This window comes from Pseudomonas sp. MWU13-2862 (assembly GCF_023242495.1).
GTDB lineage: Bacteria > Pseudomonadota > Gammaproteobacteria > Pseudomonadales > Pseudomonadaceae > Aquipseudomonas > Aquipseudomonas gingeri_D.
Window position 1 is genome coordinate 79,827 of record NZ_JALMEZ010000009.1, and the last position, 17,808, is coordinate 97,634.

General features: G+C 62.0%; 14 protein-coding genes. 8 read left to right on the forward strand and 6 right to left on the reverse strand.

The window, feature by feature from the left end; translation table 11 throughout:
- The first annotated feature begins 99 nt into the window (after positions 1-99).
- The 3 genes from M5C56_RS17375 to M5C56_RS17385 are packed head-to-tail and all read left to right on the forward strand — an operon-like array spanning position 100 to position 5,537.
- Positions 100-1,857, forward strand: coding sequence for an FAD-dependent oxidoreductase (locus M5C56_RS17375; RefSeq protein WP_103497008.1), 1,758 nt, complete (start codon positions 100-102; stop codon positions 1,855-1,857).
- Positions 1,844-3,523: a thiamine pyrophosphate-binding protein gene (locus M5C56_RS17380; protein ID WP_103497007.1), complete on the forward strand. Its 1,680-nt coding sequence runs from the start codon at positions 1,844-1,846 to the stop codon at positions 3,521-3,523. Before M5C56_RS17375 ends, M5C56_RS17380 begins: the two co-directional genes overlap by 14 nt.
- Positions 3,524-3,539: 16 nt before the next feature.
- Complete coding sequence (locus M5C56_RS17385; protein ID WP_103497006.1) at positions 3,540-5,537, forward strand: hypothetical protein; 1,998 nt, start codon at positions 3,540-3,542, stop codon at positions 5,535-5,537.
- Here the strand turns inward: M5C56_RS17385 and M5C56_RS17390 are convergent, their stop codons facing one another.
- From M5C56_RS17390 to M5C56_RS17405, 4 genes are all read right to left on the reverse strand, one after another.
- Positions 5,538-6,275: a DUF2182 domain-containing protein gene (locus M5C56_RS17390; RefSeq protein WP_103497005.1), complete on the reverse strand. Its 738-nt coding sequence runs from the start codon at positions 6,273-6,275 to the stop codon at positions 5,538-5,540. It abuts the gene before it with no gap.
- 3 nt (positions 6,276-6,278) lie between these two features.
- Positions 6,279-7,814 carry a tyrosinase family protein gene (locus M5C56_RS17395; protein WP_247263230.1) on the reverse strand — a complete coding sequence of 512 codons (1,536 nt, stop codon included), beginning with the start codon at positions 7,812-7,814 and terminating at the stop codon, positions 6,279-6,281.
- A 170-nt stretch (positions 7,815-7,984) separates the two neighbouring features.
- Positions 7,985-8,395, reverse strand: coding sequence for a hypothetical protein (locus tag M5C56_RS17400; RefSeq protein WP_103497003.1), 411 nt, complete (start codon positions 8,393-8,395; stop codon positions 7,985-7,987).
- A 37-nt stretch (positions 8,396-8,432) separates the two neighbouring features.
- The gene (locus M5C56_RS17405) at positions 8,433-8,837 is read right to left on the reverse strand and encodes a hypothetical protein (RefSeq protein WP_103497002.1); all 405 of its coding nucleotides are present in this window, start codon (positions 8,835-8,837) and stop codon (positions 8,433-8,435) included.
- Between the two features lie 219 nt (positions 8,838-9,056).
- On the opposite strand from M5C56_RS17405, the gene M5C56_RS17410 reads away from it, so the two are divergent.
- From M5C56_RS17410 to M5C56_RS17420, 3 genes are read left to right on the forward strand one after another with little or no spacing between them, the layout of a single operon-like run.
- Positions 9,057-12,275 carry an efflux RND transporter permease subunit gene (locus tag M5C56_RS17410; protein ID WP_152741900.1) on the forward strand — a complete coding sequence of 1,073 codons (3,219 nt, stop codon included), beginning with the start codon at positions 9,057-9,059 and terminating at the stop codon, positions 12,273-12,275.
- Positions 12,268-13,431 carry an efflux RND transporter periplasmic adaptor subunit gene (locus M5C56_RS17415; protein WP_103494685.1) on the forward strand — a complete coding sequence of 388 codons (1,164 nt, stop codon included), beginning with the start codon at positions 12,268-12,270 and terminating at the stop codon, positions 13,429-13,431. The genes M5C56_RS17410 and M5C56_RS17415 overlap by 8 nt, the downstream gene beginning before the upstream one ends.
- Positions 13,415-14,836, forward strand: coding sequence for an efflux transporter outer membrane subunit (locus tag M5C56_RS17420; protein WP_103494684.1), 1,422 nt, complete (start codon positions 13,415-13,417; stop codon positions 14,834-14,836). Before M5C56_RS17415 ends, M5C56_RS17420 begins: the two co-directional genes overlap by 17 nt.
- Before the next feature lie 146 nt (positions 14,837-14,982).
- On the opposite strand, the gene M5C56_RS17425 is transcribed toward M5C56_RS17420, so the two are convergent.
- Positions 14,983-15,417, reverse strand: coding sequence for a rhodanese-like domain-containing protein (locus M5C56_RS17425; RefSeq protein ID WP_103494683.1), 435 nt, complete (start codon positions 15,415-15,417; stop codon positions 14,983-14,985).
- A gap of 99 nt (positions 15,418-15,516) precedes the next feature.
- Between M5C56_RS17425 and ftrA the strand changes: the two genes are divergently transcribed.
- Both ftrA and M5C56_RS17435 read left to right on the forward strand, forming a co-directional pair.
- Positions 15,517-16,485, forward strand: a complete 969-nt coding sequence (gene ftrA, locus M5C56_RS17430) for a transcriptional regulator FtrA (RefSeq protein WP_103494682.1) — start codon at positions 15,517-15,519, stop codon at positions 16,483-16,485.
- A gap of 22 nt (positions 16,486-16,507) precedes the next feature.
- On the forward strand, positions 16,508-17,149 hold the full coding sequence (locus tag M5C56_RS17435; RefSeq protein ID WP_103494681.1) for a LysE family transporter: 642 nt from the start codon (positions 16,508-16,510) through the stop codon (positions 17,147-17,149).
- Between the two features lies 1 nt (position 17,150).
- On the opposite strand, the gene M5C56_RS17440 is transcribed toward M5C56_RS17435, so the two are convergent.
- The gene (locus tag M5C56_RS17440; protein WP_103494680.1) at positions 17,151-17,750 is read right to left on the reverse strand and encodes a flavin reductase family protein; all 600 of its coding nucleotides are present in this window, start codon (positions 17,748-17,750) and stop codon (positions 17,151-17,153) included.
- Between the last annotated feature and the right edge of the window lie 58 nt (positions 17,751-17,808).

Consider the following 17,808-nt stretch of genomic DNA (forward strand, 5'->3'; position numbering starts at 1 on the left):
ACGGCACCATAGTGGCGAACTGGCATTTCGGCAAAACTCGACAATACTTGGTCGCGATCGGAATGCTCAGTCACTCTTCTCCTCGAAATGGAGTTCGCCATGAAGTCGCAAGAACTGGAACTTGATGTGGCGGTGGTCGGCGGTGGCGTCTCAGGTTGCTACAGCGCCTGGCGACTGCAGCAGGTTCATGGCGATACGCAGAACATTGCCTTGTTCGAATACAGCGACCGGATCGGCGGACGCCTGTTCAGTATCACCCTGCCAGGCTTGCCCAATGTGGTCGCCGAGGTCGGCGGCATGCGCTACATCCCGGGCCCTGACGGCCATGTGGTGGTGGACAGCCTGGTCAAGCACCTCAAGCTGCCCAGCCAGGATTTCCCCATGGGCGCGCCCAAGCCGGTCTATTCGAAGAACAACCTGTTCTACCTGCGCGGCAAGCGCTTCCGTTATCGCGACTTCATCGAATCCCCGGAAAAAATCCCCTACGACCTGGCCTGGTCCGAGCGCGGCTTCTGCCCCGAGGACTTGCAGGTCAAGGTGATGAACTACGTCTACCCCGGCTTCGACAAGCTCAACCTGTGCCAGCAGATGCAGGTCAGCGTGTTCGGCAAGGAAATCTGGCGGTACGGCTTCTGGGACCTGCTCTACCGGGTGATGAGCAATGAGGGTTACCAGTTCATGAAGGACGCTGGCGGCTATGACGCCAACGTCGCCAACGCCAGCGCCGTGACCCAGCTGCCGGCCACCGAATACAAGGACACCACCGAGTTCCTGACCCTGACCAAGGGTTTCCAGAGCCTGCCCCTGACCCTGGCGGCAAAGTTCGCCAAGCTGCCCGGAAAACTGCCGGGCAAGCAGCGGGTACAGATGAACCAGCGGCTGACCGCCATCAGCTACGCCAAGGACGCCGACTTCCCCTACCGCCTGCACTTCCAGGCCACCACCACGGTGGACGGCAGTACCCGCGACAGCGGCGGCCAGTCCGTGGTCAAGGCGAAGAAAATCATCCTGGCCATGCCCCGTCGGTCCCTGGAACTGATCGAGTCGCCGTTCTTCAGCGATCCCTGGCTCAAGGACAATCTCGGCTCGGTGCTGGTGCAATCGGCCTTCAAACTCTTCCTCGCCTACGAGCAACCCTGGTGGCGCGCCCTCGGCTTGGTGGCCGGGCGTTCGGTCACCGACCTGCCGGTGCGGCAGATCTACTACATGGGCACCGAATGCGAGCAGAAAGGCGGCGAGCCGACACTCAACTCGTTGCTGATGGCCTCCTACAACGACATCGGCACCGTGCCGTTCTGGAAAGGCCTGGAAGGCGGTGCGCCCTTTGTTGGCCACACGCCTGTCAACCTGGTCGGCCTGCTCAAGTCCGAGCCGGTGGTGCCCAGGACCCAGTTCACCGTCAGCGACGAAATGGTCCGGGTAGCGCAGATGCAGGTCACCCAGGTCCATGACCAGGTGGAACTGCCGCGTCCCTACTCGGCGGTCTATCACGCTTGGGACGCCGACCCGTACGGCGGCGGCTGGCATGAATGGAAAGCCAATTACCGGCTCGACCAGATCATCTGCCGCATGCGCCGGCCGGTGGAAAACCAGCAGATCCATATCGTCGGCGAGGCCTACTCCTATGGCCAGGGCTGGGTCGAAGGCGCCCTGACCGTGGCCGAATCGACACTCCAGGACTTCTTCGGGCTCAAGCGTCCGACCTGGTTACCCAAGCACTACGCCCTGCTGCCAGTGCCGACACCCGACGGTTGTGCCCTGCAACCGGGCCAGCGCCCGGCCTGCAAGGACTGCGCGGACACCCTGAATGAAGTGACTCAATTTGCCTATAAGGGGATCGACCATGGCAATACGTAGAGACTTTACTGTCGCTGACTACCTGCTGGCACGACTCCTTCAACTGGGTGTGCACAAGGTGTTCCAGGTCCCCGGCGATTATGTGTCGGGATTTATGGATGCCCTGGAGAAGTCCGCCGATATCCAGCCGGTCGGCGAAGTCAATGAAATGAGTGCCGCCTACGCCGCCGACGGTTACGCCCGTTATGCCGGGATCGGCGCGGTATCGCTGCAATACGGTGTCGGCACCTTCAGCGCGGTGAATGCCATTGCCGGCGCCTATGTCGAGCGCAATCCGGTGGTGGTTATCAGTGCCAGTCCGTCGGCGAAGAATCGCCAGATCATCTGGGCGGCGGACGTCCTGTTCCACCACTCCACCGGCGACCTGGACGTCGGGCGCAAGGTGTTCGAGAACATCACCGTCGCCTGCGAACTGCTGGATGACAGCCGCACCGCACCGGCACTGATCGACCGGGCTCTGGTCGCCGCCATCAGCCAGCGCCGGCCGATCTACCTGGAAGCCTGGCAGAACGTCTGGGGCGAACCTTGCGAGGAACCCGTCGGCGAACTGTCTCCCGTGCCAGCTGCCTGCGATCTGCTGTCCCTGGAAGCGGCGGTCGAGACCTCGGTGCAACGCCTGCGCGAGGCGAAAAAGCCGTTGATCATGCTCGGCATCGAGATCGCCCGTTTCGGCCTGCAAAAGCAGGCGCTGCACCTGATCGAAGCCAGCGGCCTGTCGTTCACCACCTCATTGGAAGCCAAGACCGTTGTCGACGAAAACCACCCGCAATTTATCGGCACCTATGCCGGTACCGCCTCTCGGCTGTGGACCCAGGAGCTGGTGGACCAGACCGATTGCATCCTGGCCATCGGGGTCATCTTCACCGACGACTACCTGCAACTGCTGAAGAAGGATTTCGGCCAGATCATCCTGGTCAACACCCAGCTGGCCCGCACCGGCTTGCAGTACTACCCCCATGTTCCGCTGCCGCAGTACCTCACCGCGCTGACCAGCGCACTCGGCCTGGACGATGATTTCCCGCTGCCCCTGCGCCCGCGCGAACCACTCTCGCCGCTGCTCAAGGCAACCGACCATGACACGCCCCTGAGTTACGAGCGGTTCCTCGACACCCTCGCCGATTTCGCCCGGGAGCAACGCCTGTGGGACAACAGCGCGCTGATCCTCGGTGAAAGCTCGGCGCTGTACGCCGCCAGCAATATCATGGGCATGCCCGAGAACAGCTTTGTCGCCGATGCCATCTGGGGTTCCCTCGGTCACGAGACCGGCTGTGCCCTGGGAGTGGCCATGGGTGGCCAGCGCCGGCCGCTGGTGGTCGCCGGCGACGGCGGCTTCATGATGATGTGCCAGTCGCTGTCGACCCTGGTGCGCAATCGCGTGAATGCCGTGGTGTTCGTCATGAGCAACGAGGTCTACGCCATCGAGCAGGCCTTTGTGAACATCAACGCCTTCAAGGAATACGGCGAGTTCGCACCGTTCGACATCCTGCCCAGCTGGGATTACCTGGCCCTGGCCCAGGGTTTCGGCGCCAAGGGCTACAAGGTCTCGACCCTGGGTGAGTTGCGCGAACTGCTGCTCAAACTGCTGGTGATCGACGAGACCGTGCTGGTCCAGGTGGTCATTCCGCAAAAAGACCTGGCGCCCCAGATCGAACGACTCGCGTCCTGAAAGGAGCATTCACTACATGGCTGTATTGCGTCTTGCTGTCGCTGCCCTGCTGCTCACCGGCCTGTCCGTGGCCCAGGCCCATACCCACGGGCCTGAAACGGCCGAAACTCCGAAACGTTTCACACCCGTCTCGCCGGACACCCCGTACCTCGAAGTCCTGCACCAATGCGTCAGCCAGAAGGACACCGAACAGGGCCAGTTGCTCTCGGGCCTGGGCGGCACGCGCTACCCCATGGTCAGCCTGAAGGACGCCGACCGGGTCGAAGCTTTCTATAGCCAGGGCATGGCCCTGCAATACGGCTTCAACTTCTCCGAAGCAATCCGCGCCTTCTACCAGGCCAGCCGTTTCGACGAAGGTTCGGCGATGCCCTATTGGGGCATTGCCCTGTCGGCCAACTCCAATATCAACAGCGACGCCACTCCCGGTTGCGACCAGTTGGCCTATCGCTCGGCGCAGATTGCACTGGAGCACGCCAATGCTCGCCTCAAGGACTCGGACGCCAAGGCCCGTTTCAGCGAAGGGCAGTTGCAGCGTGAAGTCGATTACGCCAAGGCGTTCCTCAGCGCCTATACCCTCAAGGACGGCCAGGTCAGCCTCGACGGCGACGGCAAACAACACTACGCCGACGCCATGAAAGAACTGTCGCAGACCTATTTCGACGACCTCGATGCCGCCACCCTCTACGCCGACGCCCTGCTCAATCTGACACCCTGGAAATGGTGGGACGGCGAGGAGGCGGTCTCCGATCAGGTCCACCCGACGCCGGCGGCCTATCAGGCGCTGCAAGTGCTCAACCGCGTACTGGTGCAGGACAAGCTGCACACCGGTGCCAATCACTTCTATATCCACGCCATCGAGGAGTCGCCGTTCCCCGACAACGGGTTGCCCATGGCCAATCGCTTCCGCGACCAGAATCCGGCCATCGGGCACCTGGTGCACATGGCCTCGCATATCTACCAGCGCACCGGCAATAACGCCCTGGCCAGCGTCGCCAACTACACGGCGGTTTCGGTGGACCGGGCCTACGCCCATCAGGTCGGCCCGCAGAGCCCCTACCCGTTGCATTACCTGGGCCACAACATTCACTTCCTGATCTGGACCCTGTCCATCGAAGGCCGTCAGAACGAAGCCATGAACATGGCCGAGGAACTGGTGGAGAACACCACGCAGTATTCGGCGCTGGAGTTCCTCTGCAAGCAGTACCCCGACGAGATCCGCACCAAGTCGGACTACTTCTATGCCGTGCCCTATTACTTTGCCGTGCGCTTCCAGGACTGGGCAGCGCTGGAGCGTATCGAACCGAAGATCGAGCAGGGTCTGAAGACCATCAACGAGACCTGCACCCAGGCCGACAAGGATTGGCAGCCACTGACCGCGCCTTACACCCGGGTAATGGCCGCTTATGCCAAGGCTTATCGGCAGTTGGCCGAGGACGGGGCGGACAAGGAGAAGGTCAACGACGCGCTCAAGGGCTACTGGCAGGCGGTGACCGATACCCTGAAAGCCACACCGGCTCTCAACTACGGCAACAACAAGGCCTCGGAGCTGTTTCGCATCGCCAACCTGATCCTGCTGAACAAGGCCCAGGACAGCAGCCACGGCAAGCTGGACTTGGCGTCACTGCGGGAAACCGCTGCGAAGGTGTTTGGCAAGGATCCCTCACAGGCCTTGGCCACTGACCTCAAGTCACTCCAGGGCGATAACCAGGAACAGATCATTGGCGCCTGGCGCAAGGCGGTCTCCATCCAGGACGCACTGAGCTATAACGAGCCGCCGGACTGGTATTACACCTTGCGTGAGTCCCTGGGCTACGCACTGTTGGCCCAGGGCAAGGCGGCCGAAGCCGAGAAGGTTTTCCGTGAAGACCTGATGGGCAATCGCCTCAGTGGTCGTTCGCTCAACGGGCTGAAGCTCAGCCTGCAACAACAGCCGGACAAGCCGGTGCCGGCGCTGCTCGATAAACAACTGCAGAACGCCTGGCGCAACGCGACCATCAGTGCCGCGCCGGACTGATCAACGTGCAAAGCGCAACCGGAATGGCCAACGCCATTGGGGGACCCGGTTGCGCTGCAAGCGTTCGAGGACCATCCAGGCCATGGTCAACAGCATCAGCACCAGGTGTCCCTGTTCGGCCAACATTGGCAATAGCATCAATGCCCAGCATGAACCCACGCACCAGGCACCACTGACGACACCGTACTTCAGGCAATCCCTGAAAAAGCCGAAACCGAATGCGGAAATACGCGGCTGATGATGACAGCGGTTCAGGCACCGTTGCTTGGCAGGCGAAGCCTGCCACAGCAAACAGATCAACAAGCCTCCGACCAGGGCCTCCGACGGCTCGACCCCCAGCAGCACCCGGGCACCCACCGCCATTGCCAACAACCCCGCTCCCGCCAGTATCCAGACACTGCCGAAACCAACCACGAACAGACCCAACGCCTGCCAGCGCCGTCTCGACAGGCTGACTCGCCACAGATGCTCCAGGGGATGCGCCAGCAGCAAAGGCATCATCGCCAGCAGCATCAGTGTCCAGCCCCCCAACAACGCCAGCGGGGGATTGAACAGCAATGTCTGTTCAATCCCCTGCAGGCTCGCGGTATAACCCAGCGACGGCCAACTTCCGCAGAACGCCGGAACGGAGAAATCACTCACTCCGCCTGCCAACCAGCCCCACCCGACCAGACTGATCAGTGTCAGCCATCGCCGTGAGCCCTGGATCAGCGCCGCGACCAGAAAGTAGCTCGGCATCCCCTAGCTGCCCAGACGGTAGATGCTCACCCGACCGATCGTGAACTGATCGGCCGGTACAACGGTCGACACGGGGATAAAACGAACCTTCAACTGAGACAGATCCTGTACCCCCTCCAAGTGCAGCGCGTCGATGATATGGGTGATTTCCAGCACCTGGCCGACGCCGTTACCGCCATGATCGCCATCCGGTTTACTGGCCTTGCGCACACCGAACAGCGCGAGCGTGCCTGCCAGCAATTGCGGATAACTGGCCGGATCAACGCCATCGGGCAGATTGATATAGACATGAAACACCGCCGAATCACTTTTACCGCGAATGTTTTCCATATTGAGAAACACGCGATCAGGGAGCTGGGGATCTGCGGATAGCCCGGCGACCTTCAGACTGGTGAACACTTTGCTCGAGGCAAGCTTATCCAGTTGGACCGGCGTTTCGACGCTGCCACGGCTCAAATCGACGGATGTCTGGCTTGCACCGATCAGTTCGGCCGCTTCAGGTTCTCTCATCGCCAGCAACCTCGTGTGTTCGACGCTCAGCCCCTTCGCGGCGATCCCGAGGCGCAACAGCCGCTGTCTGACAGGCTCGACGGTGGATATAGGGTCCGAAGTATCCTCATAGATATAGTCGAGCCTGGGGGCCAGCGTGTCGACCATATCGCCAGCCTTGAACGTCCAAGGAGTGCCCTCCACGGTCGGCATGATAAACACCAATCCGGGTATCACCGGACCGTTGTACCAGGAAGGCAGGTCCGGATTCTGATGGTCGGGATTTCGCTTGCGCCAAACCTCCCACAACCGGTCGATGTTGGCATGATGAGCCCAGAAGATCGGGTCGAGGGCCGCCGTATCGGAGTCGCCCATCAAGCCATCGATCTTCGGATCAACCCCTTCTGAACCGCCGACAATGTTATGCACCACGTTGTGAGGCTGTTTCTCCAATCCTCCGGCCCCGGGATGATCGTGCGCGGTCTTCAGCTCGGACCCACCGAAGCCTGGGGGCACACCATCGTATCGACCTTCGAATACAGGGTCGGTCAAGGCCTTCAAGGCAATATCCGCGGGATTGAGCTCGGTTCCGAAGCGGCGTTCCACAAACAGTGGGTTCGGCGTGCCATCGGGCAGTGTCCGGGCACTGAAGCACGCCGGGACTTTCAGGCTCTGACTACTCTCATTGTAATTCCAGTAGGGAAACGCCCACTCCTTTGGTCCACCGAGCCCGACAATCGCCGAGCGTAGAATCTGCTCGACTGCGGCGGTATAACCTCGATGCCAGGGTAAGAAAAACCAGGTCGAGTGCTGACATTGCCCCCAATAAACTGACTGTTCCTTCTCCGACGGCAATGCTTCGTCTTCCGTCAGATAGCCCGCATCAATCCATAGATCCTTGTCGAAACCGTGGATCGCCGCCAGATACCGCCAACTGGTGGGATCGGCAATCGGGCGTTTCTTCAACTCGGCGACCCCGCGTGCATACCACAGCAAAGTCTCGCTCCAGCGCTCCCCCAACTTCTCTATATCAAGACGTACATGTGCCATGTTCGATCTCCCTGATAACTGATAGTCCATCGGGCCGGGGACTTGCGGGCCCGAAGGCAACAGTAGATCAGGCGATATCAATTTGCCTTGAGGCCGTCTCCCCAATAGACAGACGGTCTCTGTTTTCTTGGCACATCCCCGCTTTCAACAGGGGGCAGAGCGTGTCGGGCTTAGCCCGGCAGGCACTGGAAGTCGCCGGTCTTGGCCACTTGCTTGCCATGGGAATCCATCAAGCGGGCGGTGACTTCCTGGCCCAGGCTCGACTCCACCAGCTTGTAGTGCTCGCCGGCCTTGAACTGGTTGAAGCTGACTTCACCCGAACAGTCCTGCTGGTTGCCATCGCCCCACGGCATCTCCACCAGCATCACGTCCAGCTTGTGGGCGCCAGGTGGCACTTCGAAGAAACGCCCGTCATCGATTTTCTTGCCATCGACCTTCTCGGCGAGCATGTCGTTCGGCGCTTCATTTTGCAGACCGATCCAGGCTTCGCTCGGATCCGCTTTCGGCATCGGGCCGGCACACGCGGACAGCAGAAAAGCCAGGCCCAGGGTTGGAATCAGCATCAGGGGTTTGAATGTCATGGTGTTCTACCTCAAAAAATGAAAAAGCTGTCAGCGGTTAAATGCAGGAAAACTTCCTGGAATGGGCCACGGTCACGCCTTGGTCGTTCACCAGCTCAGCCCCTACATCCGCACCCGATCCCGACTCCACCAGGTGATAGCGCTTGCCGGCCTTGAACTGGTCGTAGTCCACCTGACCGGTGCACTCGGGCTGTTCGGTATTGCCGTTGGCCCCCTGGACCAGGAGCACTTTCAGATCGTGCTTGCCCGGCGCTACTTCGAAGTAGCGGCCGTCATCGACGCGCTTGCCATCCACACGCTCTGCCAGCAGGTCGTCGCTCGACTCCTGCCCCAGGCCGATCCAGGCTTCGCTCGGATCAGCCTTGGGCACTGGCGCTGCGCAGGCAGACAGCAGGCAAACCAGTCCAAGGGTCGAAATCAGCATCAGCGGCTTAAGTGTCATTGAATGAATTCCTCTCATCTTCAAGTGCTTTATCGCTGGACGGAAAATCCGTCTAATCGAGGCAAAGAGTGGCGGACTAGAGGCTCTTGTACAAATGAACACACATGAAGGGATTTTCAGTCCTTATCTAAAAGATCCTTCATGTTGGTGAAAGCTAAACGTTAAGTTCCAGACGCAAGACTGCCGGTGTTTGCAATTCCACTCCCCGGAGGTTCAGGCATGCTCGGGCTGGTAAAGACCGCACTGCTCAAGCCCTACACGTTTATCGTGTTGGCGATATTCATCTGCATCATCGGGCCGCTGGCGGCCATGCGTACCCCCACCGATGTGTTTCCCGATATCGGTATCCCGGTGGTCGCAGTGGTCTGGCAATACAACGGCCTGTCCCCCGAGGACATGGCCGGCCGGGTGATCTACACCTACGAACGCTCCTTGAGCTCCACGGTCAACGACATCGAACATATCGAGTCGCAATCGCTACCGGGCATGGGCATCGTCAAGATCTTCTTTCAACCGGGAGTGGACATCCGCACCGCCAACGCCCAGGTGACCGCGGTCTCGCAGACCGTGCTCAAGCAAATGCCGCCGGGGATCACCCCGCCGCTGATCCTCAACTACAGCGCCTCGACGGTGCCGATCCTGCAGATGGCGTTTTCCAGTCCGACGCTGTCTGAAGCGAAGATTCGTGACCTGGTACAGAACAATATCCGCCTGCCACTGACCTCCGTTCCGGGCCTGGCAATTCCGACGCCGATGGGCGGCAAGCAACGCCAGATCACCCTCGACCTCGATCCCCAGGCGCTGGCCGCTAAGGGCCTCTCGGCGCAGGATGTGGGCAATGCCCTGGCCGCGCAGAACCAGATCATTCCGGTGGGTACCGCCAAACTCGGCCCCTACGAATACACCGTGCTGCTGAACAACAGCCCGAAAGTCATCGAAGAACTCAACGACCTGCCGATCAAAACCGTCGACGGCGCCCTGATCACCATCGGCCAGGTGGCCCACGTGCGTGACGGCTCACCGCCACAGACCAATATCGTGCGGGTCGATGGCCGCCGCGCGGTGCTGATGCCGGCGATGAAGAACGGCAATATTTCCACCCTGTCGATCGTCGACAACATCCGCAACATGCTGCCGCTGATCAATGAAACCCTGCCGCCGGAGCTCAAGACCTCGCTGCTGGGCGACGCTTCGGTGTTCGTCAAGCAGTCGGTGGGCAGCGTGGCCCGCGAAGGCATCATCGCCGCCCTGCTGACCAGTGCGATGATCCTGCTGTTCCTTGGCAGCTGGCGCTCGACCCTGATCATCACCGCCTCGATTCCATTGGCGGTGCTCTCGGCCATCGCCCTGCTGGCCGCCACCGGCCAGACCCTCAACGTCATGACCCTCGGTGGTCTGGCGCTGGCGGTGGGGATCCTGGTGGACGATGCGACGGTGACCATCGAGAACATCAACTGGCACCTGGAACAGGGCAAGGCGGTCAACGATGCGATCCTCGACGGCGCGAAACAGATCGTCGGCCCGGCCTTCGTTTCGCTGCTGTGTATCTGCATCGTGTTCGTACCGATGTTCATGCTGCAAGGCATCGCCGGCTTCCTGTTCCGGCCGATGGCCCTGGCGGTGATCTTCGCCATGGCCAGTTCCTTCATCCTCTCGCGGACCCTGGTGCCGACCCTGGCGATGTTCCTGCTCAAGCCCCATATGGTCGAGGGCGGCAGCGGTCATCATCCCGAAGATGAATTTATCAACCATCACGAAGGCGAACAGCACCGCAAGCCACGCAACCGCCTGCTGCAAGGCGCACTGAATTTCCAGCAGGGCTTCGAGCGCGGCTTCTCCACGGTACGTGACGTCTACCATGGCCTGCTGACCCTGGCGCTGGGTTGCCGCAAGCGCTTCCTGCTGGGTTTCCTCGCCTGTGTGCTGGCCTCCTTCAGCCTGCTGCCGAGCCTGGGCGAGGACTTCTTCCCGGCCACCGACGCCGGTGCCCTGGCCCTGCACGTACGCCTGCCGCTGGGTACGCGAATCGAAGAAAGCGCCGCGACCTTCGACCGTATCGAAGCACGGATCCGCGAGGTGATTCCCGCCGAGGAACTGGACAACATCGTCGACAACATCGGTATTCCGTTGAGCGGTATCGACATGGCCTATAGCAGCAGCGGCACCATCGGCCCGCAGGATGGCGATATCCAGGTCACCCTCAAGGCTGATCACCAGCCCACCGCCGACTACGTGAAAAAACTGCGCACGGCTTTGCCGGAAAGCTTCCCCGGCAGCCAGTTCGCCTTCCTCCCGGCGGATATCAGCAGCCAAATCCTCAACTTCGGCGCACCGGCCCCGCTGGACGTGAAAATCTCCGGACGCAGTGCCGAGGAAAACCGCGTCTTCGCCCTCGAACTGCAACGACGCCTGCAACACGTACCGGGGATCGCCGACCTGCGGATCCAGCAATCGGTCGGCTACCCGTCGCTGGAAGTGAAGGTCGACCGTATGCGCGCCAAGGGCCTGGGCATTACCGAGCGTGACGTCACCAACAGCATGGTCGCCTCCCTGGCCGGCAGCTCCCAGGTGGCACCGACCTTCTGGCTCAACCCGGCCAACGGTGTGTCCTATGGCGTGGTCGCGGCCACTCCGCAATACCGCCTGGACAGCCTGCCATCACTGGAAGCACTGCCGGTCACCGGTAGCAACGGCCAGTCGCAGATCCTCGGCGGCCTGGCGACCATCAATCGGGTACAGAGCCCTGCGGTGGTGACCCACTACAACATCCAGCCGACCCTGGACATCTACGCCAGCGTGCAAGGCCGAGACCTCGGCGCGGTGGCCCATGACATCCAGAAGATCCTCGACGATGCCTCGTCCTTGCGGCCCAAGGGCGCGATTGTCAGCCTGCACGGACAGATCGATGCCCTCCATGAAGCCTTCGGTGGCCTGAGCTTCGGCCTGCTCGGCGCGGTGGTGCTGATCTACCTGCTGATCGTGGTCAACTTCCAGTCCTGGGTCGACCCGTTCGTGATCATCACCGCCCTGCCCGCGGCCCTCGCCGGGATTGTCTGGATGCTGTTCTTGAGCGGCACCTCGCTGTCGGTTCCGGCCCTGACCGGGGCCATCCTCTGCATGGGCGTGGCCACCGCCAACTCGATCCTGGTGGTGAGCTTCTGTCGCGAACGCCTGGCCGAACACGGCGATGCCCTCAAGGCCGCCCTGGAAGCCGGCTACACCCGTTTCCGTCCGGTTTGCATGACGGCCCTGGCGATGATCATCGGCATGTTGCCGCTGGCCCTTTCCGAAGAACAGAACGCCCCCCTCGGACGCGCCGTGATCGGCGGTCTGATCCTGGCGACCACTGCCACCCTGCTGTTCGTCCCCGTGGTGTTCAGCCTGGTGCATGGCCGCCGACCTATTCGCGCCGTAGCTGGAGAAAACACCCATGACTGATCGCAAACCTTCGGGCAAACGCCTGCTTTACATGGGCGTCGGCGGTCTGACCCTGGCCGCCTTGCTGGTCGCCAACGGGATTGCCGCGCGAACCCGCCACGAAAAATCCGTGACCGCCTGGACCGAAACCGCCGCCATCCCCATGGTCAGCGTCTTCAAGCCGGCGCAGAACGCCGCCGGCGACACCCTGCGCCTGCCGGCCCACCTCGAAGCCTGGAGCAAGGCGCCGATCCATGCACGGGTCAGCGGTTACCTGAAAGACTGGAAAACCGACATCGGCAGCCAGGTCAAGGCCGGCCAGATACTCGCCGAAATCGACAGCCCGGATCTCGACCAGCAGGTCGCCCAGGCCCATGCCCACCTGGTGCAGGAACAGGCCAATGCGCGCCTGGCCGAAACCACCGCCACACGTTGGCAGAACCTGGTGGCGACCCATTCGGTATCACGCCAGGAGGCCGATGAAAAAAGCTCCAATGCCGCCGCGGCCAAGGCCAATGTCGAAGCCGCCGCCGCCGACTACGCGCGGCTGTCGGCACTGGAAGCGTACAAGACCATTCGCGCGCCCTTCGCCGGCACCATCACCGCCCGCAACACCGATATAGGCCAGTTGATCAAGGCCGACAACGACAGCGATCCGGAACTCTTCGATATCGCCGACACCCATCAACTGCGGCTCTACGTACCGATTCCGCAGAACTACGCCAGCGTGATCCGTCCCGGTCTCGAGGTGAAGCTGACGGTGCCGGAACATCCGGGCCAGCAGTTCAACGCAAAATTGCTGGGCAACTCCACCGCGATCGACTCGCGCTCCGGCACCCTGCTGGCACAGTTCGTCGCCGAGAACCCGGACAACGTCCTGCTGCCCGGCGACTATGCCGAGGCGACCCTGCCGATCCCGGCGGACACCAACGGCGTCAGCATTCCGGCCAGCGCCTTGATCTTCCGTGCCCAGGGCACCCAGGTAGCGGTGCTGGACGCCCAGTCCCATGTGCACCTGCGTGACATCCACATCGGCCTGGACCTGGGCGAGCGCCTGGTCATCGACCAGGGCCTGAAACCCGCCGACACCGTGATCGACAACCCGCCGGACGCCCTGCGCGAAGGCGACCCGGTAAAACTCGCCGACGCCGGAGGCCAACATGTCCCCAAGGCTTAAGCTCAGCGCCTGGCTCTTGATGATCGCGGCCTTGCAGGGCTGTTCCCTGGCACCGACCTACAAGCCGCCGCAACTCGACTTGCCGGAGCACTATCGCGAACAGACCAGCGACGGCCCATGGCATCTGGCACAACCGGGCGACAAGCTGTCGGAACAATGGTGGTCGCTGTTCCAGGACTCACGCCTCAACGACCTGCAGCAGCGCCTGCTCAAGGCCAACCCTGACCTGGCCGCCGCCCTGGCGCACTACGACGGCGCCCAGGCCTACGCGAGCCAGTTGCATGCCGGGTTGTTCCCGCAGATCACCGCCAGCGCGCAGCCCCTGCGCCAGCGCCAATCGGACAATCGCCCGTTGCGCGGCAGCACCCAGCCGGCGGTATACAACAGCAACACCGCAGGCTTTGCGCTGAACTTCGACCTCGACCTGTGGGGACGAATTCGCAACCAGGTGGCCGCCGGCGATGCCCAGGCCCAGGCCTCCGGCGACGACCTGGCGGTGGCGCGCCTGAGCCTGCAACAGCAATTGGCGACCTTGTATATCCAGCTCAATGGACTGGACGCCCAGAGTCGGATTCTCAGCAGTTCCCTGGATGACTACACCCAGGCGCTGCAACTGACCCGTGACCGCTACCAGGGCCAGATCGCTTCGGAACTCGACCTGACCCGTGCCCAGAGCCAACTGGCCGAGGCCCAGGCACAACTGGACGACGTACGCGGCCAACGCAACCTGGCCGAACATGCGATTGCCGAACTGGTGGGTGAACCGGCCAGTGACTTCCAGTTGCCGCCGACCCAGGCAATCCTGACCATTCCCAAGGTACCCGGCGCCCTGCCCAGCGGCTTGCTGCAACGCCGTCCGGATATCGCCGCGGCGGAACGCCGGGTGTTTGCCGCCAATGCCGGGATCGGCGTGGCCAAGGCCGCCTGGTACCCGGACTTCAGCCTGACCGGCCTGCTCGGCGGCCAGACCCAGGGCAGCGGCAGCCTGCTGTCGACGGGTAATCGCTACTGGGCGTTGGGGCCGCTGGTCAACCTGCCGATCTTCGACGGCGGTCGTCTCAGTGCCCAGGAGCATCAGGCCAAGGCCGAATTCGACGAGGCTTCGGCCCATTACCGCAGCCAGGTCCTGCGCGCGGTGCGCGAAGTCGAGGACAACCTGGCGCAACTGCGCGACTTGCAGCGCGAGGCCCTGGATGAGCAAGCGGCGGTCAATGCCGCGCAGAACACCCAGACCCTGGCGATGAACAGCTACCAGGCCGGGGCCGTGAACTACCTGGATGTGGTGACGGCGCAGACGGCGGCATTGCAGACCCAGCGACAGTTGCAGGCGTTGCAGACCCGACAGCTGCAGGCCAGCATCGGCCTGATGGCCGCCCTGGGTGGCGGTTGGAGTGCCCAAGGCTGAGAGCGATATAATCCTGTGGGAGTATTGTGGCTGCCCCTCCGTTTCACGGGCACGCTTTGTTCCCGCAGGGTTCAAACGCCTTTCGCCGACTGACAAGTTTTCGCCCCCTTCATCAGGGGGTCACACATCAAGTACCAACCGAAATCTCAACACGCACAAGCACCCCCCCCTTCCCGTTGCTGCGCCTGCTCACCCGCCAGGCTGAAGCCTTCATCCAGCCATCCCATCACCCCACCCATCATTTCCTTCACCGGATACTCGAGCGCAGCCAGTTTCACCGCCGCACGGTGGGCGCCGTTGCAATGCGGGCCCGCGCAATAGACCACAAACAACGTGTCTCGCGGGTATTGCGCCAGGTACTCGGCGGTCATCAACCGATGGGGCATATTGATCGCCCCGGGCACATGCCCCTGTGCAAAGGCCGACTCACCTCGCACATCCACCAGCACGAAATCCAGCTCGCCACTCTGCTGGCTGGCATGCACGTCGGAACAATCAGTTTCCAAGGTCAGGCGGTGACTGAAATGCCTCAAGGCAATCGCCGAAGGGGCGGCAGGGATACTACGAACCAGGCTTGTCATGGTGTGGATGCTCCAATCAGTGGGTGTGAGAACACTTTATCCAGCTCGCCGTTATCGCTACAGTGGCGAACAAGACACTGACTGGTAAGTTTCCGCCATATGACTTCCTTTCCCGGCCTGGTCGCGATCCTGGCATACGATGGCCTCTGCACTTTCGAATTCGGCATAGCCGTGGAGATCTTCGGTTTGCCGCGCCCTGAGTTCGACTTTCCCTGGTATGAGCACCGTATCGTCGGCGTCGATCCCGGACCGATGCGGGCCATGGGTGGTATCCAGGTGCTGGCCGACGGAGGGCTGGAACAACTTGAAGACGCACGAACCCTGATCGTTCCCGGCTGGCGCAGCCGTATCGAGCCACCTCCTGCACGACTTATCGAGGCCTTGCAACAGGCTCACGCCCGAGGTACGCGGATAGTTTCCATTTGTTCGGGGGTGTTCGTACTGGCTGCAGCCGGCCTGTTGAATGGTCGACAGGCGACCACCCATTGGCGTTACACAGAAGAACTCGCCTCGCGGTTTCCTGCCATCGAGGTGAATCCCGATGTGTTGTACGTCGACGCCGGGCAGATCATCACCTCGGCTGGCAGCGCGGCCGGTATCGATGCCTGCCTGCATCTGGTCGCTCGTGACTTCGGCACCCAGGTGGCCAATACCGTGGCCCGGCGACTGGTGATGTCGCCTCAACGCACAGGTGGCCAGGCGCAATTTATTCCGGCACCGGTCGGTCGTACGCCACGCAATGATCTGTCACGGGTCATGCAATGGGCCCGGGAACGCCTGCATGAACCGCTGGAAGTCCGCCAGCTCGCCAGCCAGGCCGCGATGAGCGAGCGTACCTTCCTGCGACGCTTCAGCGAGGCAACCGGCATCACTCCCAAAGCCTGGCTGCAGCACGAACGACTGGCCAGAGCCCGAGAATTACTGGAAAGTGGCAATGAAAGCAGCGACCGTATCGCCGAACAATGCGGCTATCGCTCCGTCGAAAGTTTCCGGGTTGCGTTTCGCAGCCTGGTCGGTTTGCCACCTTCGGTTTATCGCGAGCGCTTCGGGCAGGCACAACGAGATTGAACAACATTGAGGCACGTACCCCATGGATACCCAGAACCTGATGTATGCCGGTCCCTTGATCTCCCTCGCCCTGCTCTGGGCTGTTGCCGTAGTCACGCCAGGCCCCAATTTCTTCACCACCGCCCAGCTCGCCGCCGGTAATTCGCGCAAACACGGCGTGGTCTGCGCACTGGGTGTCGCCACGGGTACCATCCTCTGGGGCCTGGCCGGTGGATTGGGGATCAAGTCGCTGTTCACCGCCGCGCCATCGCTGTACCTGGTGCTGAAGATTGCCGGTGGCGCTTACCTGATCTACCTCGGCATCAAGCTGTTCCTGCGTAAACAACCCGCCAACGCCGGCCAGCAACCCACGCTCCACGAACCCAAACGCAGCCTGCTCTCGGCCTATAGCCGGGGCCTGCTGGGCAATATGACCAATCCCAAGTCGGCGCTGTTCGTCGCGACCATCTTCGCCACCACCATGCCCAGCTCCCCGTCCGCGCCGCTGCTGGCCATGGCCGTCGCGATCATGAGCAGCCTGTCCTTCTGCTGGTACTCCAGCGTGGCCCTGGTGTTTGCCAGTACGCGGATGTCAGCCTTCTACAGCCGCTGCCGCAAAGGCCTGGATCGTTTCGCCGGGACTTGCTACCTGCTGTTCGGCGCCCATCTGATGGCCAGCCGCTGAGTCAGGGCCGCAGAATCTCACCATCCACCGCGTCGCCGATTTTCAGGAAATGCCCGCCGGCGACGTGGTGCAAGGTACGCAACGCGTCATGCCCCTCAAAATGCCAGCGCCCCTCGCTGAACACCCGCGAATCAGCCTGGGCTGAAATCACTTCGGCCAGGAACAGGTCGTACTGTTCGTGGTTGCGCGGCTCCGGCAGCAAGCGGCACTCCAGCCAGGCGACACAGCCCTCCAGCATCGGCGCATCGATCTTCTCAGCCTTGAAGGTTTCCAGGCCGTAGGCATCGAACTTGTCGCGGCTATGACTCTGGGTCAGCTCCAGGCCGGAAGTCGTACCGACGGTTTGCACGACATCGGCTTGGGCAACGCAAGGCACGTTGATCACAAAAGTCCCCGAGGCCTCCAGCAGACGCCGCGTCCAGGTGGACTTGTCGATCACCACCGCGACCTTCGGTGGCTCGAAGTCCAACGGCATGGCCCAGGCGGCCGCCATGATATTGCGCTGGCCATCGTGGGCAGCGCTGACCAGCACCGTAGGACCGTGATTGAGCAGGCGATAGGCTTTGGACAAGGGCACGGCGAGACGATGATGGGCGGACATGAGCAATGTTTCCTGGCAAAAATACAGAGTGGACATCCTAGGGGAGCACGCCAGGGAA

Bases quoted from the DNA above. Each gene is read 5' to 3' on its own strand.
- ftrA (WP_103494682.1), top strand. From the start codon at position 15,517: ATGACTTCCTTTCCCGGCCTGGTCGCGATCCTGGCATACGATGGCCTC.
- M5C56_RS17395 (WP_247263230.1), bottom strand. From the start codon at position 7,814: ATGGCACATGTACGTCTTGATATAGAGAAGTTGGGGGAGCGCTGGAGC.
- M5C56_RS17420 (WP_103494684.1), top strand. From the start codon at position 13,415: ATGTCCCCAAGGCTTAAGCTCAGCGCCTGGCTCTTGATGATCGCGGCC.
- M5C56_RS17405 (WP_103497002.1), bottom strand. From the start codon at position 8,837: ATGACACTTAAGCCGCTGATGCTGATTTCGACCCTTGGACTGGTTTGC.
- M5C56_RS17385 (WP_103497006.1), top strand. From the start codon at position 3,540: ATGGCTGTATTGCGTCTTGCTGTCGCTGCCCTGCTGCTCACCGGCCTG.
- M5C56_RS17390 (WP_103497005.1), bottom strand. From the start codon at position 6,275: ATGCCGAGCTACTTTCTGGTCGCGGCGCTGATCCAGGGCTCACGGCGA.
- M5C56_RS17440 (WP_103494680.1), bottom strand. From the start codon at position 17,750: ATGTCCGCCCATCATCGTCTCGCCGTGCCCTTGTCCAAAGCCTATCGC.
- M5C56_RS17435 (WP_103494681.1), top strand. From the start codon at position 16,508: ATGGATACCCAGAACCTGATGTATGCCGGTCCCTTGATCTCCCTCGCC.
- M5C56_RS17400 (WP_103497003.1), bottom strand. From the start codon at position 8,395: ATGACATTCAAACCCCTGATGCTGATTCCAACCCTGGGCCTGGCTTTT.
- M5C56_RS17425 (WP_103494683.1), bottom strand. From the start codon at position 15,417: ATGACAAGCCTGGTTCGTAGTATCCCTGCCGCCCCTTCGGCGATTGCC.
- M5C56_RS17415 (WP_103494685.1), top strand. From the start codon at position 12,268: ATGACTGATCGCAAACCTTCGGGCAAACGCCTGCTTTACATGGGCGTC.
- M5C56_RS17380 (WP_103497007.1), top strand. From the start codon at position 1,844: ATGGCAATACGTAGAGACTTTACTGTCGCTGACTACCTGCTGGCACGA.
- M5C56_RS17375 (WP_103497008.1), top strand. From the start codon at position 100: ATGAAGTCGCAAGAACTGGAACTTGATGTGGCGGTGGTCGGCGGTGGC.
- M5C56_RS17410 (WP_152741900.1), top strand. From the start codon at position 9,057: ATGCTCGGGCTGGTAAAGACCGCACTGCTCAAGCCCTACACGTTTATC.